Origin of the sequence: Lichenibacterium ramalinae (assembly GCF_004137085.1) — a bacterium.
Taxonomy (GTDB): Bacteria; Pseudomonadota; Alphaproteobacteria; order Rhizobiales; family Beijerinckiaceae; genus Lichenihabitans; species Lichenihabitans ramalinae.
In genome coordinates this window covers 85,164-108,590 of the sequence record NZ_QYBC01000004.1, presented here as the reverse complement: position 1 = coordinate 108,590, position 23,427 = coordinate 85,164, and the positions used below count along the sequence as shown (strand labels likewise).

Annotated in this window: 22 protein-coding genes; 8 read left to right on the top strand and 14 right to left on the bottom strand. The window is 72.3% G+C overall.

Going from position 1 to position 23,427, the window contains the following annotated elements; genetic code table 11:
- Positions 1-137: 137 nt before the first annotated feature.
- From D3272_RS06075 to fabD, 3 genes are all read right to left on the bottom strand, one after another.
- Positions 138-377 carry an acyl carrier protein gene (locus D3272_RS06075; RefSeq protein ID WP_129218258.1) on the bottom strand — a complete coding sequence of 80 codons (240 nt, stop codon included), beginning with the start codon at positions 375-377 and terminating at the stop codon, positions 138-140.
- A 289-nt stretch (positions 378-666) separates the two neighbouring features.
- Complete coding sequence (gene fabG, locus D3272_RS06070) at positions 667-1,404, bottom strand: 3-oxoacyl-[acyl-carrier-protein] reductase (RefSeq protein WP_129218257.1); 738 nt, start codon at positions 1,402-1,404, stop codon at positions 667-669.
- Positions 1,405-1,416: 12 nt separating this feature from the next.
- Positions 1,417-2,361 (bottom strand): ACP S-malonyltransferase, encoded by a 945-nt coding sequence (fabD, locus tag D3272_RS06065; RefSeq protein ID WP_129218256.1) that lies wholly within the window; start codon positions 2,359-2,361, stop codon positions 1,417-1,419.
- 384 nt (positions 2,362-2,745) lie between these two features.
- Here fabD and rpsF point away from each other — a divergent pair, with 384 nt between their 5' ends.
- From rpsF to rplI, 4 genes are all read left to right on the top strand, one after another.
- The gene (gene rpsF / locus D3272_RS06060) at positions 2,746-3,222 is read left to right on the top strand and encodes a 30S ribosomal protein S6 (RefSeq protein WP_129218255.1); all 477 of its coding nucleotides are present in this window, start codon (positions 2,746-2,748) and stop codon (positions 3,220-3,222) included.
- Entirely contained in the window at positions 3,222-3,458 is a 237-nt protein-coding gene (gene rpsR / locus D3272_RS06055; RefSeq protein ID WP_129218254.1) for a 30S ribosomal protein S18, read from the top strand. The genes rpsF and rpsR overlap by 1 nt, the downstream gene beginning before the upstream one ends.
- Positions 3,459-3,678: 220 nt before the next feature.
- On the top strand, positions 3,679-4,653 hold the full coding sequence (locus D3272_RS06050; protein ID WP_129218253.1) for a YybS family protein: 975 nt from the start codon (positions 3,679-3,681) through the stop codon (positions 4,651-4,653).
- A gap of 1 nt (position 4,654) precedes the next feature.
- Positions 4,655-5,221 carry a 50S ribosomal protein L9 gene (rplI, locus tag D3272_RS06045; RefSeq protein WP_129218252.1) on the top strand — a complete coding sequence of 189 codons (567 nt, stop codon included), beginning with the start codon at positions 4,655-4,657 and terminating at the stop codon, positions 5,219-5,221.
- Positions 5,222-5,345: 124 nt separating this feature from the next.
- On the opposite strand, the gene D3272_RS06040 is transcribed toward rplI, so the two are convergent.
- The 7 genes from D3272_RS06040 to D3272_RS06010 all read right to left on the bottom strand — a co-directional run bounded on the left by D3272_RS06040 (position 5,346) and on the right by D3272_RS06010 (position 11,529).
- Complete coding sequence (locus D3272_RS06040; protein ID WP_129218251.1) at positions 5,346-6,356, bottom strand: aldose epimerase family protein; 1,011 nt, start codon at positions 6,354-6,356, stop codon at positions 5,346-5,348.
- A gap of 83 nt (positions 6,357-6,439) precedes the next feature.
- Positions 6,440-6,907 (bottom strand): transcription antitermination factor NusB, encoded by a 468-nt coding sequence (nusB, locus tag D3272_RS06035; RefSeq protein WP_129218250.1) that lies wholly within the window; start codon positions 6,905-6,907, stop codon positions 6,440-6,442.
- Complete coding sequence (gene ribH / locus D3272_RS06030; RefSeq protein ID WP_129218249.1) at positions 6,904-7,398, bottom strand: 6,7-dimethyl-8-ribityllumazine synthase; 495 nt, start codon at positions 7,396-7,398, stop codon at positions 6,904-6,906. The genes nusB and ribH overlap by 4 nt, the downstream gene beginning before the upstream one ends.
- 79 nt (positions 7,399-7,477) lie before the next feature.
- Positions 7,478-7,999 carry a DinB family protein gene (locus D3272_RS06025; protein WP_129218248.1) on the bottom strand — a complete coding sequence of 174 codons (522 nt, stop codon included), beginning with the start codon at positions 7,997-7,999 and terminating at the stop codon, positions 7,478-7,480.
- The gene (locus D3272_RS06020) at positions 7,996-8,643 is read right to left on the bottom strand and encodes a riboflavin synthase (protein WP_129218247.1); all 648 of its coding nucleotides are present in this window, start codon (positions 8,641-8,643) and stop codon (positions 7,996-7,998) included. The genes D3272_RS06025 and D3272_RS06020 overlap by 4 nt, the downstream gene beginning before the upstream one ends.
- Positions 8,644-8,754: 111 nt before the next feature.
- Positions 8,755-10,071 (bottom strand): serine hydroxymethyltransferase, encoded by a 1,317-nt coding sequence (glyA, locus tag D3272_RS06015; RefSeq protein ID WP_165361245.1) that lies wholly within the window; start codon positions 10,069-10,071, stop codon positions 8,755-8,757.
- A 213-nt stretch (positions 10,072-10,284) separates the two neighbouring features.
- Positions 10,285-11,529, bottom strand: a complete 1,245-nt coding sequence (locus D3272_RS06010) for a L,D-transpeptidase family protein (protein WP_245496425.1) — start codon at positions 11,527-11,529, stop codon at positions 10,285-10,287.
- 418 nt (positions 11,530-11,947) lie between these two features.
- On the opposite strand from D3272_RS06010, the gene D3272_RS06005 reads away from it, so the two are divergent.
- From D3272_RS06005 to D3272_RS05995, 3 genes are read left to right on the top strand one after another with little or no spacing between them, the layout of a single operon-like run.
- A complete protein-coding gene (locus D3272_RS06005) occupies positions 11,948-13,717 on the top strand; it encodes an AsmA family protein (protein ID WP_129218246.1) in 1,770 nt (589 codons plus the stop codon).
- The gene (gene mobA, locus D3272_RS06000) at positions 13,714-14,394 is read left to right on the top strand and encodes a molybdenum cofactor guanylyltransferase MobA (protein WP_207210134.1); all 681 of its coding nucleotides are present in this window, start codon (positions 13,714-13,716) and stop codon (positions 14,392-14,394) included. The genes D3272_RS06005 and mobA overlap by 4 nt, the downstream gene beginning before the upstream one ends.
- 47 nt (positions 14,395-14,441) lie before the next feature.
- Complete coding sequence (locus tag D3272_RS05995) at positions 14,442-14,861, top strand: CBS domain-containing protein (RefSeq protein ID WP_207210133.1); 420 nt, start codon at positions 14,442-14,444, stop codon at positions 14,859-14,861.
- A gap of 59 nt (positions 14,862-14,920) precedes the next feature.
- Here D3272_RS05995 and D3272_RS05990 read toward each other — a convergent pair whose 3' ends face one another.
- Entirely contained in the window at positions 14,921-15,484 is a 564-nt protein-coding gene (locus tag D3272_RS05990) for a DUF533 domain-containing protein (protein WP_129218245.1), read from the bottom strand.
- Positions 15,481-17,253: an SLC13 family permease gene (locus tag D3272_RS05985; protein ID WP_129218244.1), complete on the bottom strand. Its 1,773-nt coding sequence runs from the start codon at positions 17,251-17,253 to the stop codon at positions 15,481-15,483. Before D3272_RS05985 ends, D3272_RS05990 begins: the two co-directional genes overlap by 4 nt.
- Positions 17,254-17,357: 104 nt before the next feature.
- Here D3272_RS05985 and D3272_RS05980 point away from each other — a divergent pair, with 104 nt between their 5' ends.
- On the top strand, positions 17,358-18,932 hold the full coding sequence (locus D3272_RS05980) for a Na+/H+ antiporter (protein ID WP_129218243.1): 1,575 nt from the start codon (positions 17,358-17,360) through the stop codon (positions 18,930-18,932).
- Positions 18,933-19,059: 127 nt separating this feature from the next.
- Here the strand turns inward: D3272_RS05980 and D3272_RS05975 are convergent, their stop codons facing one another.
- Together D3272_RS05975 and D3272_RS05970 are read right to left on the bottom strand one after the other, a co-directional pair.
- Complete coding sequence (locus D3272_RS05975) at positions 19,060-21,492, bottom strand: penicillin-binding protein 1A (protein ID WP_129218242.1); 2,433 nt, start codon at positions 21,490-21,492, stop codon at positions 19,060-19,062.
- A 217-nt stretch (positions 21,493-21,709) separates the two neighbouring features.
- Positions 21,710-23,077: an N-acetylmuramoyl-L-alanine amidase gene (locus D3272_RS05970; RefSeq protein ID WP_245496414.1), complete on the bottom strand. Its 1,368-nt coding sequence runs from the start codon at positions 23,075-23,077 to the stop codon at positions 21,710-21,712.
- Between the last annotated feature and the right edge of the window lie 350 nt (positions 23,078-23,427).

Genomic DNA, 23,427 nt, shown 5'->3' with positions numbered 1-23,427 from the left:
CGCAGGGCGGCGGAGCCGGATCGGATCGCTGGCGTTTCCTCGGAGGTCAGCCCGCGGAGGCCTTCACCACCGCGTCCGCCGGGAGCGCCCTGCCCCGCCGCCCCTCGGGGGCCGGGCGGGACGGGCGCGTCCGCGGCTCAGGACTTCTTGTTCTTCTCGAGGAAACGGACCGCGTCCCCGACCGTCACGATCGTTTCGGCGGCATCGTCCGGGATTTCCACGCCGAACTCTTCCTCGAAGGCCATGACCAGTTCGACCGTGTCGAGCGAGTCGGCCCCGAGGTCATCGATGAAGTTGGCGTTGTCGACGACCTTGTCGGGTTCAACGCCCAGGTGTTCGACGACGATCTTCTTCACGCGCTCTTCGACATCGCTCATCTTGGATATTCCTCATGCCTTCGGTGTGGGAATCGGGTGTTCGTGTTCCGCCGCGCCGGAGGACGCCGGCCCGCTTGGGGCCGCCGTCCCCGATCGCCGGGTTTCTGCCGCCGGGCCCGCCCTGGGGGCGACCCGCCCGGCCTGGCCCCGATGCCGCGGCGCCGGCCCATCAGGGCCCGCGGCTCGGCGATCGCGACCAACACGACAACTGGGCTGTTACCATGTTTCGCCGAGGATGGCGAGAGTGGGGACGGCGGGCGCGGGCCGCCGCAGCGCCGCCGCAAAGCGTTCAAATCATTGCCATTCCGCCGTTGACGTGCAGCGTCTGTCCGGTGACGTAGGCGGCCTCGCGGCTGGCGAGGTAGACGGCGGCGGCGGCGATCTCGGCCCCGGTGCCGAGGCGGCCGGCCGGCACGGAGCCGAGAATCGCCGAACGTTGCTTCTCGTTCAGCGCGTCCGTCATGGGGCTCTCGATGAAGCCGGGCGCGATGCAGTTGACCGTGATGCCGCGGCTCGCCACCTCGGCGGCGAGGGACTTGGACATGCCGATCATGCCGGCCTTGGCGGCGGCATAATTGGCCTGCCCGGCATTGCCGGTGACGCCCACCACCGAGGTGATGCCGATGATGCGGCCGTGGCGGCGCTTCATCATGCCCCGCAGCGCGGCGCGGGCGAGCGCGAAGCCGGACGTCAGGTTGACGGCCAGCACCCGGTCCCAGTCCTCGTCCCGCATGCGGACCGCGAGCCCGTCGCGCGTGATGCCGGCATTGTTGACGAGGATGTCCAGCGAGCCCAGGGCCGCCTCGGCCCGGCCGACGAGCCCCTCGACCTCGCCGCGGTCGCCGAGGTCGCAGGGCAGCACGGGGCAGTCCCCGCCGAGTTCGGCGGCGAGGGCGTCGAGCGCGTCGCGCCGCGTGCCCGACAGCGCGACGCGGGCACCCTGGGCATGGAGCGCCCGGGCGATGGCGCCGCCGAGGCCGCCGGTCGCGCCCGTGACGAGGGCGGCGGTTCCCGAAAGGTCGAACATGGCGGGGCTCCCTCAGGCTTGGGTTCGGGCGAAGCGCGCGACGTCGTCGGGCGTGCCCACGGCCTCGGCGGCGGCATCCGGCGCGATGCGCTTGACGAGGCCGGTCAGGACCTTGCCGGCCCCGACCTCGACGAAGCGCGTCACCCCGGCCGCCGCCATCCAGGCCACGGACTCGCGCCACCGCACCGTGCCGCAGACCTGGCCGACGAGGCAGCCGACGATCTCGCCGGCCGTGGTGACGGGGCGCGCCAGCACGTTGGCCACGAGGGGCAGCGCCGGGTCGGCGATCTCCGCCGTGTCGAGCGCTTCCGCCATGGCGTCGGCGGCGGGGCGCATCAGTGCGCAGTGGAACGGCGCCGACACCGACAGCAGCACGGCGCGCTTGACGCCGCGACCCTTGGCGATGGCGACGGCGCGGTCGATGGCGGCGGCCGTGCCCGACAGCACCACCTGCCCGCCGCCGTTGTCGTTGGCGACATCGCAGACCTCGCCCGCCGCGGCCTCGGCCGCGATGGCGGCGGCGGCCTCCGGCTCGACGCCGATCAGCGCCGCCATGGCGCCCTGGCCCACCGGCACGGCCGCCTGCATGGCATCGCCGCGGATGCGCAGCAGCCGGGCCGCCTCGGCCACCGACAGCGACCCGGCGGCGGCCAGAGCCGCGTATTCCCCCAGCGAATGGCCCGCCACGAAGGCCGCCCCCGCCTTGAGGTCGAGGCCGGCCTCGGCTTCGAGCACCCGCAGCGCCGCCAGGCTCACCGCCATCAGCGCCGGCTGGGCATTGGCCGTCAGCGTGAGTTCCGCCTCGGGACCCTCGAACATGAGGCGCGACAGCGACTGGCCCAGGGCGTCGTCGACCGCGGCGAAGACCTGGGCGGCGGCGGGATGGGCGGCGGCCAGGGCCTTGCCCATGCCGACGGCCTGGGAGCCCTGCCCTGGAAAGATGAAGGCCGTCGTCATGTGGATCCCCGTGGCGAGGGCGCCCGAGAACACGAATAGCCGACGGGTGTCAACTCGGCGGCGTCCCGGCCGCGCGACAGGCGTGGCGCCGACGGCCCATGGGCGGCGAGAGCGGGAGGACCGGCCCGTCGCACCTCCACCCAGCCACCCGCCCGCGCCTTTTCGCTTGCCATGTCGGCCGCCGCACTCTATCGAGCGCCCTTCGACAGCTTCCTGGCCGGGAGCTGAACGGATATCCGCATGTTCGCGCCTCCGGCGCCAATGCCGCGGACAGGAGCTTCGGCCCCGCATCCCGTGTTCCCGCCTTCGGTACCACTCGAGCCTTTCCGAGGCTCGAAGGGCTTCGCGCCGGGCGCTGTCGAGTAACAGGAAAGGCAAAGCTTCATGGCTCTCTACGAGCACGTGTTCCTTGCGCGCCAGGACGTCACGGCCCAACAGGTCGAGACCCTGACCGAGCAACTCAAGTCCATCATCACGGCCAACGGCGGCTCCATCGCCAAGGCCGAATATTGGGGCATCAAGTCCCTCGCCTATCGCGTCAAGAAGAACCGCCGCGCCCACTTCACGCTGCTGAACATCGACGCGCCGGCGGCCGCCATCGCCGAGATGGAGCGCCAGATGCGGATCAACGAGGACGTGATCCGCCTCCTCACCGTGCGCGTCGAAGCGCACGAGGACGGCCCCTCGGCCATGCTGCGCAAGCGCGAAGACAGCGACCGCGACGATCGCGGCGAGCGTGGCGAGCGCCGTGGCGGCGGCGGCGGCCGTTTCGACCGTGAGCGCAGCGGCGGCGGCGACCGCGGTGGCCGCTTCTCGGGCCGGGCCCCGGCGCCCGCAGCCCAACCCGCTGGAGAAGCCTGATGTCCACCGCTCCCCGTCGCCCCTTCTTCCGCCGTCGCAAGACCTGCCCGTTCTCCGGCCCCAACGCGCCGAAGATCGACCACAAGGACACGCGCCTGCTGTCGCGCTACATCTCCGAGCGCGGCAAGATCGTGCCGTCGCGCATCACGGCCGTGTCGGCCAAGAAGCAGCGCGAGCTCGCCCAGGCGATCAAGCGCGCGCGCTTCCTGGGCCTGCTGCCCTACGTGATCCGCTGAGGCAGGGTCCCCTCCGGCCGGCCGCCTGACGGCGGCACGGGCGGAACCGACGACGATCGCGGCGGGTGCGGACCGGCATGGTCTACTCCCGCCCGCACTGTGCAGGGGTCCATCCCGGGCCCCGGCGTCGTCCGGCGCTCCCGCTGCGGGAAGCCGGATCGGTTGGGACGGGCCGCGCCCATCCCTAACCCTCGTAGCTCTACGGCGGGACAGCTCGACGATGATGAAGACTCTCGGCATCGCGCTCGGCGCGGGTGTCACGTCGGCGGTGCTGTTCGCCGTGATCACGACCGCCTCGCCGGTTGCCGTGGTGCTGGCCTATCTGGCGCCCCTCCCCATCATGATCGCCGGCCTCGGTTTTCCCCATCCGGCCGGGGTGGCGGCCGCGCTGATCGGCGGCGGCACGGTGGGCCTGGCCCTGGGCCCCGTCGCCGGCCTGATGTTCTCCCTCGCCCTCGCGCTGCCGGCCTGGTACCTCGCCCGCCTGGCGGTGCTCGGCCGTCCCTCCGGAGCGGCCGCGGCGCCGGCGGCGAGCGGGACGGCGCCGGCCGAGTGGTACCCGGTCGCGCCGCTGCTGCTGCGGCTGGCCGCCCTCGCCACCGCGCCCGTGCTGCTCGCCGGCCTCGCCGTGATCTGGCGCTACGGCAGCTACGACGCGGCCGCCGCCGCCATGGCGGAGCGCCTGTCGGTCGTCCTGTCCCGCGATGCCCTGTCGGGCGAACTGCGCTCCGCCGACTTCGTCCGCTACGCGCCCGTGCTCATCGCGGCCTCGGGCGTCGTCATGCTGTCGGTCAACCTGTGGCTGGCCGGCCGGGCGGTGGCGATCTCGGACCGCCTGCCGCGCCCCTGGCCCACCTTGCCGGACGCCATCCGCCTGCCTGGGCCCGCCGCCGGGGTACTGGCCGTACTGGTCGCCGCCACCTTCCTGCCGGAGCCCTTCGGGCTCGGCGCCGCCGTGCTGGCGGCCGCGTTGGCAGTGGTCTTCCTCTTCGAGGGGCTGGCGACGGTCCACGCCGTCACCCGCGGCCTGTCCGCCCGGGGCGCGATCCTCTGCGCCGTCTACCTCGTCACGGCCTTCGTGTTCCCGTGGCCCCTCCTCGCCCTGGTCGTCCTGGGCTGCATCGATTGCCTTGTCCCCAGCCTCCGGCAGCGGGCGGGCATTGCCTTCACCAAACCCCCGAAAAGGAAACCCTGACATGGACGTCATTCTGCTGGAACGCGTCGCCAAGCTCGGCCAGATGGGCGAGCGCGTGCGCGTCAAGGACGGCTTCGCCCGCAACTTCCTGCTGCCGCGCGGCAAAGCCCTCCGGGCGACCGAGGCCAATGCCAAGAAGTTCGAGACGCAGCGCGTCCAGCTCGAGGCCCGCAACCTCGAGCTCAAGGCCGAGGCCGCCAAGGTCGCCGAAGGCCTCGACGGCCAGAGCTTCACGATGATCCGCCAGGCCGGCGAAAGCGGCCAGCTCTACGGGTCGGTGTCGAGCCGCGACATCGCCGAGGCCATCACGGCCGGCGGCTTCTCGGTCGCCCGCAGCCAGATCGCGCTGCGGAGCCCCATCAAGGGCATCGGCCTGCACGAGGTGCCGGTGGAGCTGCATCCGGAGGTCGAGTCCAAGGTGACGATCAACGTCGCCCGCTCGCCGGAGGAGGCCGAGCGCCAGGCCAAGGGCGAAGAGGTGCTGGCCCGCGAAGAGACATCGATGGACGAGCTCGGCCTCGAGGTCGGCGCCGCCCTCGCCGACTTCGAAGGCGACATCAGCCGCTGAACCCCGGCCCGGATCGCACCGGTCGGCAAGACGGGGCCCCGCTCGGCGGGGCCCTTTCTCGTCCCTGAAGGGCCCCGCTCGGCGGGGCCCTTTCTTCATGAGCGGCTCCGCCGGCCCGAAACCCTCAGGCGAACCGGTACTCGGTGACCTGCCGGTAGGTCTGGCCCGGGCGCAGCACGGCGGAGGGGAAGTGCCTCCGGTGCGGCGCGTCGGGGTAGAGCTGGCACTCGATGGCGAAGCCCCCGTGCGGCCCGTAATGTACGCCGCCGAGCCCCGGGACGGGACAGTTCAACTTGGACGCGTCGTAGAACTGCAGCGCGGGCTGGTCCGTGTGCACCTGGAGTTCGAGCCCGTTCGCCGGCGAGCGCACCGTCGCGGCATGGGCCAGGCCGGTGCGCGGATCGGGCATGGGCCCGAGCACGAAATTGTTGTCGTAGGTGGTGTGGGCGGCGCTGCGGATCGGCCGCATGGTGGTGAAGTCGTAGGGCGTTCCCGCCACCGCCCGGATCTCGCCGGTTGGGATGCCGTCGGCGTCGGCGGGCGTCATGAACGGGCAGGCGAGCATCACCTCGTGGTCGAGCACGTCGGCGCCGCCGTCGAGGTTGAAGTAGGAATGGTGGGCCAGGTTGACGAGCGTCGGCGCGTCCGTTTGGGCTTCGAGGTCGACCACCAGCGTGCCGGGGTCGAGGAGCCGGTAGGTGCAGGTCGCCCGCACCGCCCCGGGGAAGCCGGAATCGCCGTCGGGCGAGTGCAGCATCAGCCGCACCGCACTCTCCTCGGCATGATCGAGGTGCCAGGGCAGCTTGCCGAAGCCCTTCGGCCCGCCATGCAGGGTGTTCTTGCCCTTTTCGTTGGTGGGCAGCGTGTAGTCTTGCCCGTCGAGCGTGAAGTGCCCTCCCGCGATGCGGTTGGCGAAGCGGCCCGGGATGGCGCCGAAATGCGGCGAATAGGCCCGATAGTCCTCGAGGGAGTTCAAGCCCAGCACGACCCGCTGCGGTCCGGTCGCGGCCGGCACCACGAGGTCGCGCAGCACGGCGCCCCAGGTGATGACGGAGGCGGTCGCGCCGGCGGCGTTGCGGAGCGTGATCTCCTTGACGTCGACGCCGTCGGCATCGCCGAATGTCCGAACCTGCATGGTGTTTCTCCCTTGGAGCGCGACGTCGGAAGCGGCGGAATGCCGGGATGGTCAGGCCGCCGGGCGCCGCCGCGGCCGCGGCGTCAACGCGCCGTTCCCATCAACTCGTCGGGCCGCAGGCGCCGCGCCAGGGCGTCGAGGACGCCGTTGACCAGCCCGACCTCCTCGCCTTCGAAGAAGGCCCCGGCGATGTCGGTATATTCCGTGATGGCGACCCGGGCCGGCACGTCCTTGCGCACCAGGAGTTCGTAGGCACCCGCCCGCAGGATGGCCCGCAGCACGGCCTCGACGCGGCGCAGCGGCCAGCCCTGCTGGAGCGCGCGGTCGACGAGCACGTCGACCTCGCCCTGGTCGGCGAGGACCCCCTCGAGGATGTTGCGGAAGAAGGCGACCTCGGCCGGATTGTACTGGTCGCCCTCGACCTCCTGGCCGATCCAATGCGCCTCGAACTCCGCCAGGATCTCGTTGATGCCCTTCTTGGCGACGTCCATCTGGTAGAGGGCCTGGACGGCGGCGAGGCGCGCCGCGGCACGCTTCTCCTGACGGCTCATCGGCCGGCCCCGGCGCGACGCTTCAGGCGCCACAGCGCCAGCATGGCCCGTGCCGCCTCCCCGCCCTTGTCGCCGCGCGACGGGTCGGCCCGCACCAGGGCCTGGTCCTCGTCCTCCACCGTCAGGATGCCGTTGCCGATGGGGAAGCGCCGCTCCAGCCCCAGGGCCATGAGGCCGCGCGCGCTCTCGTTCGACACGATCTCGAAATGGTAGGTCTCGCCCCGCATGATGCAGCCGAGCGCCACCGCGCCCGCATAGCCGCGGCCCTCCGATCCCCCGGTCTCGACCGCCATGGCGATGGCCGGCGGCACTTCGAGCGCGCCCGGCATGGTGACGACGTCGTAGGTGGCCCCGGCCGCCTCGAGCGCCGCCTTGGCGCCGGCGAGGAGCCGGTCGCCGACGTCATCGTAGAACCGGCCTTCGACGATCAGGAAGTGGTCCTGGGCGGCGACATGCGGCTCGGCGTCGGTGCGGCGCTGGGGTTCGGCCATCGGGGGTCTCGCGGGCTGGGTCGGCGGGGAGCCGCCGTGAATAGAGGCGCCGGGCGCGCCCGGCAAGCCGGGGCGTCGCTCACGCGATGCGGATCAGTCCGCCGTGGCCGACCTCGCCGTAGAATCGCGCGAGGTCGAGGACGGGCGCTTCGACGCCGAGCCCGGTTAGGACCGCGTGGGCCTGCCCGCGGTGGTGGGTCTGGTGGTTGAAGAGATGGTCGAGCGCGGGCCTGAGTTCCGCCACATAGGTTTCGAGGGACGACATGCGCTGATACGTGAAGGTCCCGGCCGACGCGGCGGCGTCGAGCCCGTCGACGTAGCCGATGATGCGCGTGTCCTCCGCCTCGCGGGCGGCCTGGAGGGATGCGAAATCGTCGTGCAGGATGGTGTCGAGCTGCAGCGGACCCGTCTTCGCCCCGGTGAATCGCGCCATCCAGACCCGGTCCGTGACGAGGAGGTGGTTCAGCGTCCCGCGCAGGCTCTTGAAGAACACCCCGCGATCGGCGCGGAACTCCGCGTCGGGCAGTGCCTCGACGGCCCGGTAGAGCTTGTGGTTGGCCCAGGCGTTGTAGCGGGCCAGGACGGGATGGCGGTCGCTCACGAGACCAGGCCCTCCGCCGCCGCGGCATCGGCCGGTGCCGCCGCCGGGAACTCCGCGAGCCGCGCCGCGTAGCGCGCCATCGTGTCGATCTCGATGTTGAGCGCGTCGCCGTCCCGCACCTCGCCCCAGGTCGTGACGGCGAGCGTGTGCGGGATCAGCAGCACCGAGAAGATCCGGCCCGTCACGGCATTGACGGTGAGCGAGGTGCCGTCGAGCGAGACCGAGCCCTTCTCGGCGATGAAGCGGGCGAGGCGCTCGGGCGCCTCGATGTCGAACCGCGTGGTTTCGCCCATCGCGGTCACGCGCAGCACCGTGGCGACCCCGTCGACGTGGCCGGACACGAGGTGGCCGCCGAGTTCGTCGCCGAGCTTCAGCGAGCGTTCGAGGTTGATGCGCTGGCCCGGGGTCCAGCGCCCGAGCGTCGTGCGCTCCAGCGTCTCGGCCCCGGCGTCGATGTCGAACCAGGTGCGGCCGTCCCGAAGGCCGGTGGCGACGGCCGTGAGGCATGGCCCGGAACAGGCGATGGAGGCGCCGAGCGCGATGCTGTCGACCGGGTAGGAGCAGGCGACACGCAGGCGTCGCACGGCGCCGCGCTCCTCGCTCGCCACGACCTCGCCGACGTCGCTGATCAGGCCGGTGAACATGGCGCGCCCCTCAGAACCTCTAGATGCATAGAACCTGTGCCTGGACGCCCCGTGGGAACGCCGAAACATCCCTCGTCGTCGTCGGGGACGAGGGCCTCCATGCGCGAACCCTCAATAGATCGGGAAGCGGGCCACCATGGCCTTGACCTCGTCGCGCACCGCCGCCTCGGCCTCGGCATTGCCGGCCTCGCCCGCTTCGGCGAGCCCGTCGAGCGTGCGGGCGATGAGCTTGCCGACGGTCTCGAACTCCGCCGTGCCGAAGCCACGCGACGTCGCCGCCGGCGTGCCGACCCGGATGCCGGAGGTCACGAAGGGCTTCTCGGGGTCGAACGGGATCCCGTTCTTGTTGCAGGTGATGTGGGCGCGGCCGAGCGCCGCCTCGGCGGCCTTGCCGGTGATGCGCTTCGGCCGCAGGTCCACCAGCATCAGGTGGTTGTCGGTGCCGCCCGAGACGATGTCGAAGCCGTGGCGCTGCAGGCTGTCCGACAGGGCCTTGGCATTGTCGACCACGGCCTGGGCGTAGAGCTTGAAGCCGGGCTGCAGGGCTTCGCCGAACGCCACCGCCTTGGCGGCGATGACGTGCATCAGCGGGCCGCCCTGCAGGCCGGGGAAGATCGCCGAGTTCAGCTTCTTGGCCAGCGCCTCGTCGTCGGTGAGGATGATGCCGCCGCGCGGGCCGCGCAGCGTCTTGTGGGTGGTGGACGTCACCACATGGGCGTGCGGGAAGGGCGAAGGATGGGCGCCCCCGGCCACGAGGCCGGAAAAGTGGGCCATGTCGACCATGAAGGTGGCGCCGACCGAATCCGCGATCTCCCGGAAGCGGGCGTAGTCCCAATGGCGGGAATAGGCCGACCCGCCCGCGATGATGATCTTGGGGCGCACGGCTTCCGCCTTGCGGGCCAAGGCTTCCATGTCGATGAGGTGCGTGTCGGGGTCGACGCCGTAGGGCTCGACCTTGAACCAGCGGCCCGACATGTTGACGGGCGCGCCGTGGGTGAGGTGGCCGCCGGCCGCGAGGTCGAGCCCCATGAAGGTGTCGCCCGGCTGCATGAGGGCCAGGAACACCGCCTGGTTGGCCTGGCTGCCGGAGTTGGGCTGCACGTTCGCGTAGGCGCAGCCGAACAGCTCGGTGGCGCGCCGGATGGCGAGATCCTCGGCGATGTCCACGAACTGGCAGCCGCCGTAGTAGCGCTTGCCCGGATAGCCCTCGGCATATTTGTTGGTCATCACCGAGCCCTGCGCTTCCAGCACGGCGCGCGACACGATGTTCTCCGAGGCGATCAGCTCGATCTCGTCCCTCTGCCGGCCGAGTTCGAGCTCGACGGCGCGGGCGATCTCGGGATCGGCCGAGGCCAGGCTGGCGCCGAAGAAGCTGTTCGACAGGGCCGGGTTCGCCCGGGAGGCGGTGAAGGTCGGGACTGCGGTCATGGGGATCTCGATCGACGGGCGGCGCCGGGGCTGGAAGTCGCCACGCTGGAGATCCGGAGCGGCCGCCGCCCGGGGCGCGCGTGGCCCACAGGCGCCGTGATAGCGCGTCGTCACGGCTTAGTCACGGCCGGTCGCGAAAAAGGCGCCGGGGGCTCTCCGCCCCCGACGCCTTCCGGTCGCGATGCCGCGGCCCCTGCCGGGACCGCGCCTGGATCAATCCTGCTGGAGCGCCGGTTCCACGGCGGCGTTCTCGTCCGCATTGGGGTCGGCGGCCGAGGCCAGCGTGCCCGGCGCGCCGAGACCGTCGCGGTTGTAGATGTCGTCGCGGAACTGCACGAGCCCGTCCGGCGTGGCCCAAGCCGTGACGTAGACCCAGTAGACCGGCACGGGGTTGGCGAGCTTCACGTCGATGCGCTCGCCCGAGCGGATGGCGGCATCGATCTTGTCGCGGTCCCAGCCCGGGTTGTCCTTGAGCAGCCAGGCCACGTAGTCGCGGACGTTCTGCACGCGGATGCAGCCCGACGACACGAAGCGGAAGTCGTCGCCGAACACGCCCTTCGTCGGCGTGTCGTGCATGTAGACGCCGTAGGGATTGTTGATGTTGATCCGCACCACGCCGAGCGAGTTGTTGATGCCCGGATCCTCGCGGTAGCGATAGTTGGTGGCGTCCATCGAGTGCCAGTTGATGGAGCTCGACGCGACCTCCTGGTTGTCCTTGTTGAAGATGCGGATGTGATTGTCGGTGAGGTAGTTGGCGTCGGCCTGCATCTTGGGGATCAGGTCCTTGCGGATGATCGAGGCCGGCACCGTCCAGTAGGGGTTGAAGTTGATGTCGATCGCCTTGGTCTGCATGACGGGCGACTGGCGGTCGATCTTGCCGACGCCGGCGACGTGATGGCTGAACACCACGCCGTTCTCCACCGTCTCGACCGAGGCGGCCGGGATGTTGGCCATGACGAAGCGCTCGCCGAGGTTGCCGGCGAAGGAGCGCAGACGGATGAGGTTGGTTTCGAGCTGCTTCAGGCGGAGGTCGGCCGGGATGTTGAGGGCCGCCACGGTCTGGCTCGACACGATTCCGGTCTGGCCGAGGCCGTGCCGCGCCTGGAAGCGCTTCACCGCCGCCTCGACATAGGCGTCGAAGACCGGCGAGATGCCGGCCGCCTGATCGAGGTCGCCGGTGACTTCGAGGCGACGGCGCAGCGCCACCACGGCCGGGCCCTTGGAGCCGACATGGAGGTTGCCGGCGTTGGGGACCGTGCCCCAGCCGCCCTGCCCCACGATGCCCTGGTACTTCTGCACGGCCGCCTCGGTGGCCGTCACGGTCGCGGCCGACAGCGTCGGCGTGGTCTCGCGCGACACCTGCTGGCGCGCGTCCGAATCGTAGCGCTGCGCCCATTCGGCCTGGCCGCTCGGGGCCGACGACCCGGTGTCGTCGTCCGCGCGGGCCGCGCCGCTCATCGCCACGAAGGCGGCGGTGGACAGCAGCACGGCGGCCAGCGAGGCGGACATCGCCTTCGGCGCGCGGAAGCGTCGGTCGTAGTTGCTCAACAGCATGGCTCCAAACCCTCGGGACCGCCTGGCGACGGGGCGCCGCACCCCAACCCGGCCTGCGTCGCATCGTCCCCGGCGCGGCTGTCGACCGAAGGGGAGTTCGACGTTGTCGACCCGCAAATCGCCGTTCCAGTTCGACCTTTTTATGGCGCCGGCCTGGCCCGAAGCTTTCCTGCGGCTCATCTCCGAGGTTACGGTTGACAAGCCGTTGCCACGTGACATTTGCGCCACGTTTGACGCCTAACCGGGCTTGGCTCGGCGCGTGTCGCATGGTCAACACGGGGCCGTCGCGGATGGGATGCACGATTCGGTGCGGCGGAGACGGATGACGAGACTCGTTTGGCCGACGGCCGCCCTCCTGATCGCCGCGGGCCTCGTGGCGGCCGCCACGCCCTGGCGCATCCCGCGGGCGGTGGTGGCCGAAGCGCTGGATTCCGGGTTCACCGGCGTGCGGGCGACGCTGGCGGGCCCCGCCACCATCAAGCTGCTGCCGCGGCCGCGCATCCAGGCGACCCAACTCACGGTCGCGGCGGACAACGGCGCCGTCACGCTCGACGCCCCCCTCATCAAGGCCGAACTCGACATCCCGAGCCTGCTGCGGGGCCGGTGGCGCATGACCTCGGCGACGCTGGTGGAGCCGACCGCGACGGTCGACCTCGACAGGTTGCCCCGCCCGCCCCCGGGTGCCGGCGCCCCTGCCCCCGCCCCCGGACCCGCCCTGCAGCTGCGGCTGCGCTCCGGCCTCCTGAGGACGCGCTCCGCCGCCGCCGGCGGAGACATGCTGGTCACCGGCATCGACGCGACCGCCACCTGGCCCGGAGACGGCGACGGCCTCGTGCTGTCGGGCACGGCGACGGCCCGGGGCACGACGGCGCGGTTCGCCGGGGAGCTCCAGCACCCCGCCCGGGGGCTGACGGCCGAAGGGTCGGCGGTGACGCTGCAGGTGGAGTCGCCGCTCGTCGGCTTCAACGCCGACGGCATCCTGTCGGGCGGCGCCCAGCCGCAGTTCGCCGGCCATGCCGCGCTGACCACCACATCCTTGCCGCGCCTGCTCCGGACGCTCGGCGGCATCCCGCTGGCCGTCGACGCCCGGCGGGCGCAGATCGGCGGCGACGTCGTCGCCAAGCCGCACGACGTTTCGGTGTCCAACGCCGTCGTGAAGCTCGACCAGGCGCGCTTCGAAGGCACGCTGGCCTGGCGCCGCGATGCCGGTCGCAGCCTCGTGGCCGGCACGCTCGCCACCGACCTGCTCGACGTCGACCGGCTGTTCGGCGAGGGCATCGACCGCGCCGCCTTCGACGACCTCTACCGCCGCCCCCTGACGGCTTCGCCCTTCGGCACCGACGTCGACATGCGGGTCTCCGCCACGGCGGCGCGTGTGGACCGGGTCACGGTGGCGGATGCCGCCGTGGCGGCCCTGGTCCGGGGCGACCGGCTGGAACTGACGCTCGACGAGGCCCAGGCCTATGGCGGCGTCGTCAAGGCGCGGGTGCTCGCCACCCTGTCGCCCGAGGGCGTCGATGCCCATGCGGACCTCACGGCCCAGCGGCTCGACCTCGCCGGCGTCTCGGAAGCGCTGAGCGGGCGGGAGCGCGTCGGCGGCGCCCTGTCGGGCCATGCCGTCCTCGACGGGCACGGCGAAAGCCTGCACGCCGTGGTGGGGCAGCTGTTCGGCTCGGGCCAGGTCGAGATCGAGGGCGGCAGGCTCGCCGGCCTGTCGCTGGCTCGGGCGCTGAAGCGCCTCGGGCGCCGGCTGCCGCTCGACGAGGACCGCGGCGCGACGCCGACGACCTTCGACAAGGCGCAGTGGGACCTGTCGATCCGGGACGGCGTGATCCGCATCCCCGACGGCAAACTGACGGCGCCCGGCGTCGCCATGTCGTTCGGCGCCGAGACCACCCTGCCGGACGGGCGGATCGACGTGCACGCCGTCGCGGCCCAGACGGACCGGCGCGGCCTGCCCCTGCCGGACGGCCAGTCCATGCCCTTCGACATGCGCGGCTCCTGGGCGGGCCCGCTGGTCCTCGTCGGGCACGGCGGCTCGCTGCCGGCGCTGACGCTGCCGATGTTCGACGGTCTTTCGGCCGAGCGGTGACGGGCCGCATCCACGGCATCGTGCTGGCGGGCGGCGAGTCGCGCCGCATGGGGCGGGACAAGGCGCTGGTCCGGCTCGACGGCCTGCGCCTCGTCGACCGGACCGTCGCCCGCCTCGTCCCCCAGGTCGCCGCCCTCGCCGTCAGCCGCCACGCGGGCGGGCTCGACGGCCTGCCGCCCGGCGTCGCGCTGGTGACGGACGGCGCCGGGGCCCATGCGGGACCTTTGGCGGGGTTGCTGGCCGGCCTCGACTGGGTGGCGGCGCGCGACCCCGCCGCGACCCACGCCGTCACGGTGCCGGTCGACGCGCCCCTGCTGCCGGACGACCTCGTGGCCCGGCTGTCGGAGGCCAGGGCGGCCGCCGGCGCCGATGCCGCGGTGGCGCTGTCGGGAGACCGCCGCCACAGCGTCACGGCCCTGTGGCCCGTCTCGGCCCGGGAGGCCCTGCGCGCCGCATTGGAGGGCGAAGGGCTGCGGCGCGTGGGCGTGTTCCTCGACCGCCTCGGCCCGGCGGAGGCGCGCTGGCCCTGCGAGCCGCACGACCCCTTCCTCAACGTCAACCAGCCCGAAGACCTCGCGGCGGCGGAGGCGGCGCTCCGCGCGATCCGTGATAGGACCGCGACGGGAACCGGCGCGGCGCGGCGGCATTTGGTCGGGTTCGGGCCGCGCCCGGCCTGAGCCCGGCGCGGGCCGCCGGGATTACCGCCACACAGGAGCTCACAACCGTGCAGGTCGCCGACGTGATGACGCGCGATGTCGAATTCGTCGAAGCCTCGACGACGATCGCGGAAGCTGCCGTCGCCATGGGCGACCTCGGCGTCGGGGCCCTGCCGGTGGGCACGGCCGACGACCTCCAAGGCATCATCACCGACCGGGACATCCTGTTCCGGGTGGTGGCCAAGGGACTCAGCAACAAGGCCGTGACGGTGGGCGAGGTCATGACCACCACGATCTTCTCGTGCCGGCAGGAGGATTCTATCGCCACGGCGCTGAACCTCATGGGCGCCCGCAACCTGCGGCGCTTGCCGGTCCTCGACCTCAACGGTCGCACCATCGGCCTCGTCACCCTGTCGGACCTGTCGCGCCGCATGCTGCTCGACAGCGGCGTGGTGCAGCGGGCCGTGGCCGAACTCTCCGGGACCTGACGGCCGCCGGTCGAGGACCGCCGCGGCGCGCGACCGGCCCGGCGGCGGCGCCGGCACCGTCAGGTGTCGGCGGCGTAGCCGTATTGGCTGTGCAGCCGCTCCAGCGCCGGGGGCGGCAGGCGGAGGCGCAGGGCCAGGTAGTGGAGGTAGGCGCGGTTGATCTCGCCGTGCTTATCGATCGCCATCAGCGACGCGGCGTAGACCAGGGACGCCAGATGCGGGTCGCGCACGTCGCGCAGCAGGACGTCGAGCGGCAGCGGCCTGCGGATCGCCGCCGTGATGAAGCCCGGCTCGCCGACCTGGAGTTCAAGGGAGGACAGCGAGGCGCGCAGCATCCGCTCCTCGTTCTCGTCGAGGTGGCCGTCCGCCATGGCGGCCGTGATGGCGGCGCGGATCAGCAGCTCGGCCTGGTTCTGGTCGAGGTGGCCCAGCGTGGTGGGGGGCGGCCCCATCAGCTGCTGGCGGTTGCGCAGGTGGCTGAAGGCGAGCTTCACCGCCAGCACGTCGAGGGGCGCTTCGCCGAGGCCGGCCTCGGCGCCCGGCACCGGCTCCGACACGGCGGCCGGACGGCGCAGGCCCAGCCGCTCCGCCGCGAGGGTGAGGAACCGCGACAGCAGGCTCATCGGACGGGCCAGAACGACAGGATGGCGGGCGTGCCGACCAGCGCCACCAGCAGCGTCAGGCCGAGGGCCAGCCGCCAGGGGCCGCGGGCGGCGTTGCGGTCCGTGCCCAGCGACAGGATGTTGCCGCGCGAGCCGACCGGCGTGAAGAAGTCGCAGGAGGCACCGACCGCGACGGCCATGAGGTAGGGGTCGATCGACAGGCCGAGCCGGGCGGCGACGCTGGCGGCGACCGGCCCCAGCAGCAGCACGGTCGCGGCACCGTTGATGACGGGCGTCGCCGCCAGCGCCAGCACCAGCGTGGCCCCCACCGTCCAGGGTGCCGGCAGCCCGCCGACGAGGCCGGCGATCTGCCCGGCCAGCAGGTCCGCCGCACCGGAGCGGCGCAGCGCGGCGCTGACCGGCAGCAGCGCGCCGAACAGCACCACGACCGGCCAGGCGACGCTGCCGTAGACTTCCGTCATGGTGGCGATGCGCAGCACCATCAGCAGCGTCACGGCGCAGAGAAGCGCCACCGAGATCGGCAACAGGCCATAGCCGGCGAGGCCGAGGGCGCAGGCCATGAACAGGGCCGGCAGGGCGACGCGCCGGCGGCGGCCGAGCCGTAGGCGGCGTTCCGCCAGCGTGAGGCAGCCGAGCGCCCCCAGGGTCGGCCCCATCGTGTCGAGTTCGCCCTGCAGCACCAGCACGTCGCCGGCCCGCAGCTTGGTGCGGCGGAGCCGCGCCGCGAGGTGGCCGCCGCGGCGACCGATGGCGAGGAGGCTCACGCGGTAGCGTTCGTCGAGCCCGATCTCGCCGGGCGAGGCGCCGACCAGCTCCGAGCCCGGCGACACCACGGCCTCGACGACGCCGATCCGCTCGGGATCGAGCCCCGCCGTGCCGCGCCCGCCGACGATGAAGGAGCCGGCCTGTTCGATGAGCCGCTGCAGCGCTTCGGGTTCGCAGTTCAGCACCAGCACGTCGCCGGCCGCGATCTCGGCACCGGCGCGGGGCGTGAAGCGGCGGTAGTCCTCGCGGATGATGGCCGCCACCGCGATGTCGCGGTCGGCCCGCGTCAGCAGGGCCGACACGGTCTGGCCGACGAGGGGCGAGCCCGTCGGGATCGCCACCTCGCTGGTGTAGCTTTCCCCGGTGAGCACCGATTCGGCGTCGCGCTCGCGCCGCTGTTCGCGCGGCAGCAGGCGCCAGCCGAAAGCCAGGAACAGCACGCCGGCCACGGCCAGCACGGCGCCGACGGGGGCGAAGTCGAAGACCCCGAAACCCGTCCCGGTCGCCTGGCGGCGCAGGCTCGAGACGAGGAGGTTCGGCGGCGTGCCCACGATGGTGATGAGGCCGCCGAGCAGCGAGGCGGCGCCCAGGGCCGCCACGAGCGGCGCCGGCGAGCGGCGGCTGCGGCGCACGGAGGTGCGGGCCGCCGGCAACAGCGCCGCATACGCGTCGTGGTTGTTCATCAGCGCCGACAGCGCGGCCGCGACGGCCCCCACGACGCCGACCTCGAGCCCGGTCACGCGTGGCAGGGCGGACAGGACGCGCAGCGGCGCGGAGAACAGGCCCGAATCGCGGATGGCGGCGCTGAGCACCAGCACGGCCGCGATGGCGGCGACGGCGGGGTCGGCGAAGCCAGCGAAGGCGCCCTCCGCCGGCACGGCGCCGGACAGCACGGCGGCGGCAAGAGCGAGCAGGCCGACGACGTCGAACCGCCAGCGGCCCCAGGCGAAGAGCCCCATGGCGACGGCACAGATGACCAGGATGGCGGTCTGCTGGCCGGTCACGCGGCGCGGCCCCGGCGCCACGGCGCGGAAATAATTGACATGGAAGCCTTCATCGAGGGCCGGCTTCGCGTTGAAGCCGCTGAAGTGCAGACGGGGAATACGGCATGGAATTCGTCGAGGTGCTCATCGGTCTGCTGGCGGCCAGCGTGGCGCTGGCCTATGCGGCCAGGCACGCCCGCATGCCGTCGGCCGTCGCGCTGGTGCTGGGGGGCATGGCGCTGGCTTTCGTGCCCAACGTACCGCGGGTCGAACTCGATCCCCATATCGCGCTCGCATTTTTTCTGCCCCCGCTGCTGCAGGTCAGCGCCTACCGCACCGACTGGGCGGCCTTCCGTTCGGCCTTGCGCCCGATCCTGCTGCTGGCGCTCGGCGCCGTGGTGTTCACGGCGGCGGCGGTCGCGGCCGTCACCAAGGCGCTCGCCCCCGAGCTGCCCTGGGCGGCCTGTGTGGCGCTCGGCGCCATCGTGGCGCCCCCCGATGCCGTCGCGGCCAGCGCGGTGCTCAAGACCACGCGGATCCCCCGCCGCCTCGTCACCATCCTGGAAGGCGAGAGCCTCCTCAACGACGCGTCGTCGCTGATCCTCTACCGGGCCGCCATCGCGGCGACGGCCGCCGGCCAGGTGGCGCTCGGCGACGCGGCCTCGTCCTTCGTGCTGTCGGCCATCGGCGGGACGGCGATCGGCTACGTGGTGGGGCGCCTCGCCATCGCCGCCACCATCGCGCTCGAGGACACGCTGCTCGAGATCGCGGCCGGCGTGCTGGCGGGCTTCGCCTGCTATTTCGGCGCCGAAGCCTTCGGGCTTTCGGGCGTGCTGGCGGCGGTGGCCTGCGGCCTCGTCATCGGCGTGCGCCAGCACGAGGCCATGTCGGCCCGGACGCGCGTCGCCTCCACGGCGGTGTGGGACTTCATCGAGTTCGTGCTGACGAGCCTCGTCTTCATCCTCATCGGCCTGCAGCTCCGGGACGTGGCGGGGCGGCTCGGCGCCTATAGCGCCGCCAACCTCGCCGAACTGGCGCTGGCGACCTCGGCGGCCCTCATCGCCAGCCGGTTCGTCTGGGTCTTCGGCACGTCGGGCCTGCCGCGCCTCCTCGGCTTCCGCCGCGCCACGCTGCGGTCCACCCATCTCGCCGTGATCTCCTGGGCCGGCATGCGCGGCGTCGTGAGCCTCGCGGCGGCCTTGGCGTTGCCGGTCGAGTTCCCCGGCCGCGACCTCATCGTGTTCCTGGCCTTCTGCGCCATCCTGGTGACGCTGGTGCTGCAGGGCACGACGCTGGGCTGGCTCATCCGGCGGCTGGGCGTCGTTGAGGCACCGGCCGAGGAGGGCGCCAGCCCGGAAGCCGTGATCCGCCGCGAGGCCGCCGTCGCGGCCCTGGACACGATCGAGAACCGCCTGTTCAACGGCCGCGTCCTCGGCCTGCCCGACGCCGACATGCTGCGCCAGTACCGCCGCATGCGGGACAATGCCGACGCCATGATCGCCGGCCACGGCCTCGCCGCCAAGCGGCGCGAGGCTCGGCTGCAGCTCGAACTCTCCGCCGCCCATGCGGCACGGCGCGCCGTGCTGGACCGTGCCGGCACGATCGACGGCGAGCTGCTGCAGTCGCTCGAGGAGGAGTTCGACTTCGACGAGGGCCGCCTTCGCCGCGCGCTCGGCGAGGGGGGCGGGCACGCGGGTTAGGCCGAATCCGCCTCCGGCGGCTCCGCTCCGGCCCGGAAGCGAGAGCAGTCCCGGCGGCTCGGAACCGCCAGGGCGGACCCGAGAAAGCCGGCGCTGCTCTGGCTTGGGTCGGGCCGCCGCCGCCCGCTCAGTAGAGGCCGCCGGTCCCGGAGCCCACGGCGCGGTCGGGATCGGCGGGGGCGGAGGCCGCTTCCGACCGCGACGCCTTGCCGGCGCTGCCGTCGATCACGGCGTAGGAGTCGGGCGGCGCCGTTCCGGGCTTGAAGGCCTCGATGATGGCGTCCTTCGCGTTGGACCGCATGCCCGAGTGGTAGTCGACCGTGATGAGCTTGATGTTGAGCGGGGCGCGGAACGGCACGTCGGGCTTGTCCTTAAGGGCCGCGCCCATGAAGTCGCGGAACACCGGGGCGGCATATTCGGCCGCGTAGGCAGTGGCGCCAAGCGAGCGCGGCTGGTCGTAGCCGAGGTAGAGGCCCACGGCGAGATCGGCCGAATAGCCCACGAACCAGACGTCCTTGGCGTCGTTGGTCGTGCCGGTTTTGCCCGCCAGATAGGTGCGGTTCAGCACCTTGATGCCGCTGCCGGTGCCGCGGGTGATGACGCCCTGCAGGATGGAGGTGATCTGGTAGGCGGTCATCGGGTCGATGACCTGCTCGCGCTTGTCGATCAGCGTCGGCTCGGCCTGGTCGCTCCAGGTCGCGGCGTCGCAGCCGTCGCAGACCCGTTCGTCGTGCCGGTAGATCGTGTTGCCCCAGCGGTCCTGGATGCGGTCGACGAGGGTCGGCTTGATGCGCTTGCCGCCGTTGGCCAGCATGGAATAGGCGGTGACCATGCGCAGCACCGTGGTCTCGCCGGCTCCGAGCGACATGGACAGCACGGGCGGCAGTTCGTCGTAGATGCCGAAGCGCTTGGCATATTCGACGATCAGCGGCATGCCGATGTCCTTGGCGAGCCGCACCGTCATGAGGTTGCGGGAATGCTCGATCCCGTAGCGCAGCGTGTGCGGACCCGAACCGTTGTCGTCGTCGTTCTGCGGCCGCCACATGCCGAGGCCCGGGCCCTGGTCGATCTCGATCGGGGCGTCGAGCACCGACGAGGAGGGCGTGTAGCCGTTGTCGAGCGCCGTCGCGTAGACGAAGGGCTTGAAGGACGAGCCGGGCTGGCGGAGCGCCTGGGTGGCGCGGTTGAACTCGGACTGGTCGAAGGAGAAGCCTCCCACCATGGCGAAGACGCGGCCCGTGTAGGGATCCATCGCCACGATTGCGCCCGAGATCTCCGGCACCTGCTGCAGGCGCCATTGGCCCGGCTTGCCGTCGACCGGCGCCACATAGACCACGTCGCCGGGCGCCAGGATCGAGCGGATCGAGCGCTTGCCCGTCCATTTGATGCCGTCGAGGGTCAGCAGGCCGGTGTCGCGGTCCGGCACGACCTCGCCGGCCTTGTCGCGACCCGGCTGCAGGCCGATCCGCACGGTGGAGTCGCTGCCGTCGAGCAGCACGGCGAGGCGCCAGGGCTGCACGTCGCCGAAGGCCGGGATGGCGGCCAGCGACGGGCCCCAGTCGCCCGTGAGGTCGATGTGGCGGACGGCGCCGCGGAAGCCGTGGGTCTCGTCGTAGCGCACCAGCCCGTCGACCAGCGCCTTGCGGGCCATGACCTGCATCTTGGGGTCGAGCGTGGTGCGGACCGACAGGCCGCCCTCATAGAGCTTCTTCTCGCCGTAGCGCTCGCCGAGTTCGCGCCGCACCTCCTCGGCAAAGTAGCCGGCCGCGTAGATGTTGGGCGCCAGCACGCGCGGGTTGACGCCGAGCGGCTCCTGCTTGGCCTTCTCGCCCTCGGGGCGCGGCACGTAGCCGTTCTCGACCATGCGGTCGATCACCCAGTTGCGCCGGATCACGGCGGCGTCGTGCTTGAGGAAGGGCTGGTAGTTGTTGGGGCCCTTGGGCAGGGCCGCCAGATAGGCCACCTCCGCCACCGTCAGCTCGTTGACGGACTTGTTGAAGTAGTTGAGCGCCGACGCCGCCACGCCGTAGTTGCCGAGCCCGAGATAGATCTCGTTCAGGTAGAGCTCGAGGATCTTCTCCTTGGGGTAGGCCTGCTCGATGCGGAGCGCCAGCAGCGCTTCTCGGATCTTGCGGGTGAAGCTGCGCTCGTTGGTGAGCAGGAAGTTCTTGGCGACCTGCTGGGTGATGGTGGAGGCGCCCTGCGCCCGCTTGTTGCCCGCCACCAGCACGCTCAGGGCGCGCAGGATGCCCTCGGGGTCGAGGCCGTTGTGGCTGTAGAAGTTCTTGTCCTCGGCCGAGATGAAGGCTTCCTTGACCAGCGGCGGGATGGCGGTCGAGGGCAGGTAGAGCCGCCGCTCGCGCGAATATTCGGCGAGGAGGCTGCCGTCGCCGGCCTGCACGCGGGTCATCACCGGCGGCTCGTAGTTCTTCAACTGGGTGTAGTCCGGCAGGTCCTTCTCGAACTTCCACACCGTGCCGGCGGCCACGCAGGCGAAGACGACGAAGATCAGCGCGCCGGTGGCGAACAGGAAACCGAAGAACCTGGCGACATGCCGCATCGGGAAACGCCTCGCGAGCAGAGCTCTGGAATGGTTGCGGCGGCCGGAGGTCGGCTGTCGCCACGGCCGTTGGATACCCGATCCGATGCCGGGATGCTGCGGCTGTTTTGTGGTGCCAATGCGACCGGCGCCCCTTGCCTGGGGCCAGCGGGCCGAGGCTTCAGGGTTCTTTCACACCTGTGTCGTGCGGGCCACAATCGCCGACGGCCACCCCGCCTCAGCGCATGGCGGCCGGACCCGGGGCGGGTGACGGGGCCGGGGTTGGGGCCTGGGTCGGAGCCATGGTCGGGGCGTGGGTTTGGGCCGAGGCGGGCGATGCGCCCGCCGGCCCGCCCCGGTCGGCGAAGAACGCGTCGACCGCGCCGGCGACGCCGTCCACGGTCCTGGCGCGCCATTCGGGCGAGTCCATCGCCCGCGCGTCCTGACCGCTCGACAGGTAGCCGAGTTCGAGCAGCACCGACGGCACGTCCGGCGCCTGCAGGACCTTGAAGCCGGCGGCACGTTCGGGGTTGCGGTTCAGCCGCGCCACCTTGGCCCAATAGCCCGTCAGGGTGCGCTGGAACTGGTGCGCGTAGGTCCGGGTTTCGCGCCGTGTCAGGTCGAACAGGATGTCGGACACGTCCGCAGCCTTCGGCGCCTCGTCGACGCCGGCAGCGGCATCGGCCTCGTTCTCCGTCGCGGCGACGCGGGCCGCCTCGCCGTCGCTCGCCCGGTCGGACGCCGTGTAGACGGTGGCGCCCGCCACGGACCCGTCCGACAGCGAGTCGGCATGGACCGAGATGAACAGCGCCGCGTCGGCGTCCCGCGCGACGCGGACGCGGTCGCCGAGCGACACGAAGCTGTCCCCCGTGCGGGTCGACACGACCCGGTAGCGCCCGCCGGCCTCGAGCCGGGCGGCCAGGGCCGCGGCGAAGCGCAACACCACGTCCTTCTCCAGAACTCCGCCGAGGCCCGTGGCGCCCGGGTCCAGCCCGCCGTGGCCGGGGTCGAGGACGATGACGGGGCGGGCGTCCCGCGCTGTCGATGCCGCGCGATCGTCGGGCCGCGGGGGTGCGGGCTGCGGCGGGCGGACCGCCGCCCGGAAGGCGGCGCGGTCGGTCGGCGCGAGTTCGACGGTGAACCGGGACGCCGCGCCGCCCGCGATGCTGGCCACTTCGGCGCGGCGGATGGCGGCCGGGCCGGCGAGGTCGGCCACGATGCGGGACCGGCCGGGCGCGAAGAGGCCGAAGCGGAACGCCCGGATCAACCCCGTGCCGCCGGCGGGCAGGTGCCCGGCGACGGGATCCACCTGGAAGTTGACCTCGGGCATGTCGATGATGAGCCGGTCCGGCGCTTCGGTGAGGACCGGGACGATGGCCACGCCGGCGCCGAGGTCGACGACGAGGCGCGTGGTCCCGCCGGATGCCTCGACCCGCGCCCCGACGGCGACCGGGATGCCGCCCGGCGCCGTCGCCACCGGCGCGGCCGCCACGGGCTGGTGCCAGCTCGGATGGCGGCTCGACGCCGCCGCTTCGCCGCTGCCGCAGAGCGCAGCCGCGACCAGGACCGCGCAGCACATCCGCAACCCGCCACCCCTGCGCATCATCCGCCCCCCGCCTCCGCGCCGGACCGCCGTGGCCCGGACCGGACCGCCGTTTCCAGGTTACCCGCTAGGGGCGCGTTGGTTAACGGTCCGTTGCGCGCCCGGCGCCGATCGGGGGCCGCTGTGGCCCGAAAGCCTCGATCGGCCGGGAACTTGCCAAAGCGTCGCATTTGCCGCTATGTCTCGACTGTCAGGGTCCCGACTCGGGCACGCCTCGCGGCGGCTCGCCGTTCCAGGACCGGCCCGAACGCCGATGGCCTCGCCTTTTCAGCTTGGCATTCGCTTCCACGCGATTATCGGCACGGGATCGATCGGCGGCATTCCGAACCTGCGGGCTCGCGTCGGACCCCTTG

What these genes read in the sequence shown, in the direction of transcription:
- ribH (WP_129218249.1), bottom strand. Translation starts at nt 7,398, where the DNA reads ATGGCCGAACCCCAGCGCCGCACCGACGCCGAGCCGCATGTCGCCGCC.
- fabD (WP_129218256.1), bottom strand. Translation starts at nt 2,361, where the DNA reads ATGACGACGGCCTTCATCTTTCCAGGGCAGGGCTCCCAGGCCGTCGGC.
- D3272_RS05975 (WP_129218242.1), bottom strand. Translation starts at nt 21,492, where the DNA reads ATGCGGCATGTCGCCAGGTTCTTCGGTTTCCTGTTCGCCACCGGCGCG.
- D3272_RS06020 (WP_129218247.1), bottom strand. Translation starts at nt 8,643, where the DNA reads ATGTTCACCGGCCTGATCAGCGACGTCGGCGAGGTCGTGGCGAGCGAG.
- D3272_RS06040 (WP_129218251.1), bottom strand. Translation starts at nt 6,356, where the DNA reads ATGCAGGTTCGGACATTCGGCGATGCCGACGGCGTCGACGTCAAGGAG.
- fabG (WP_129218257.1), bottom strand. Translation starts at nt 1,404, where the DNA reads ATGTTCGACCTTTCGGGAACCGCCGCCCTCGTCACGGGCGCGACCGGC.
- D3272_RS06010 (WP_245496425.1), bottom strand. Translation starts at nt 11,529, where the DNA reads ATGAGCGGCGCGGCCCGCGCGGACGACGACACCGGGTCGTCGGCCCCG.
- D3272_RS06005 (WP_129218246.1), top strand. Translation starts at nt 11,948, where the DNA reads ATGACGAGACTCGTTTGGCCGACGGCCGCCCTCCTGATCGCCGCGGGC.
- D3272_RS05980 (WP_129218243.1), top strand. Translation starts at nt 17,358, where the DNA reads ATGGAATTCGTCGAGGTGCTCATCGGTCTGCTGGCGGCCAGCGTGGCG.
- rpsR (WP_129218254.1), top strand. Translation starts at nt 3,222, where the DNA reads ATGTCCACCGCTCCCCGTCGCCCCTTCTTCCGCCGTCGCAAGACCTGC.
- rplI (WP_129218252.1), top strand. Translation starts at nt 4,655, where the DNA reads ATGGACGTCATTCTGCTGGAACGCGTCGCCAAGCTCGGCCAGATGGGC.
- D3272_RS05970 (WP_245496414.1), bottom strand. Translation starts at nt 23,077, where the DNA reads ATGATGCGCAGGGGTGGCGGGTTGCGGATGTGCTGCGCGGTCCTGGTC.
- rpsF (WP_129218255.1), top strand. Translation starts at nt 2,746, where the DNA reads ATGGCTCTCTACGAGCACGTGTTCCTTGCGCGCCAGGACGTCACGGCC.
- nusB (WP_129218250.1), bottom strand. Translation starts at nt 6,907, where the DNA reads ATGAGCCGTCAGGAGAAGCGTGCCGCGGCGCGCCTCGCCGCCGTCCAG.
- glyA (WP_165361245.1), bottom strand. Translation starts at nt 10,071, where the DNA reads ATGACCGCAGTCCCGACCTTCACCGCCTCCCGGGCGAACCCGGCCCTG.
- D3272_RS05990 (WP_129218245.1), bottom strand. Translation starts at nt 15,484, where the DNA reads ATGAGCCTGCTGTCGCGGTTCCTCACCCTCGCGGCGGAGCGGCTGGGC.
- D3272_RS06050 (WP_129218253.1), top strand. Translation starts at nt 3,679, where the DNA reads ATGATGAAGACTCTCGGCATCGCGCTCGGCGCGGGTGTCACGTCGGCG.
- D3272_RS06075 (WP_129218258.1), bottom strand. Translation starts at nt 377, where the DNA reads ATGAGCGATGTCGAAGAGCGCGTGAAGAAGATCGTCGTCGAACACCTG.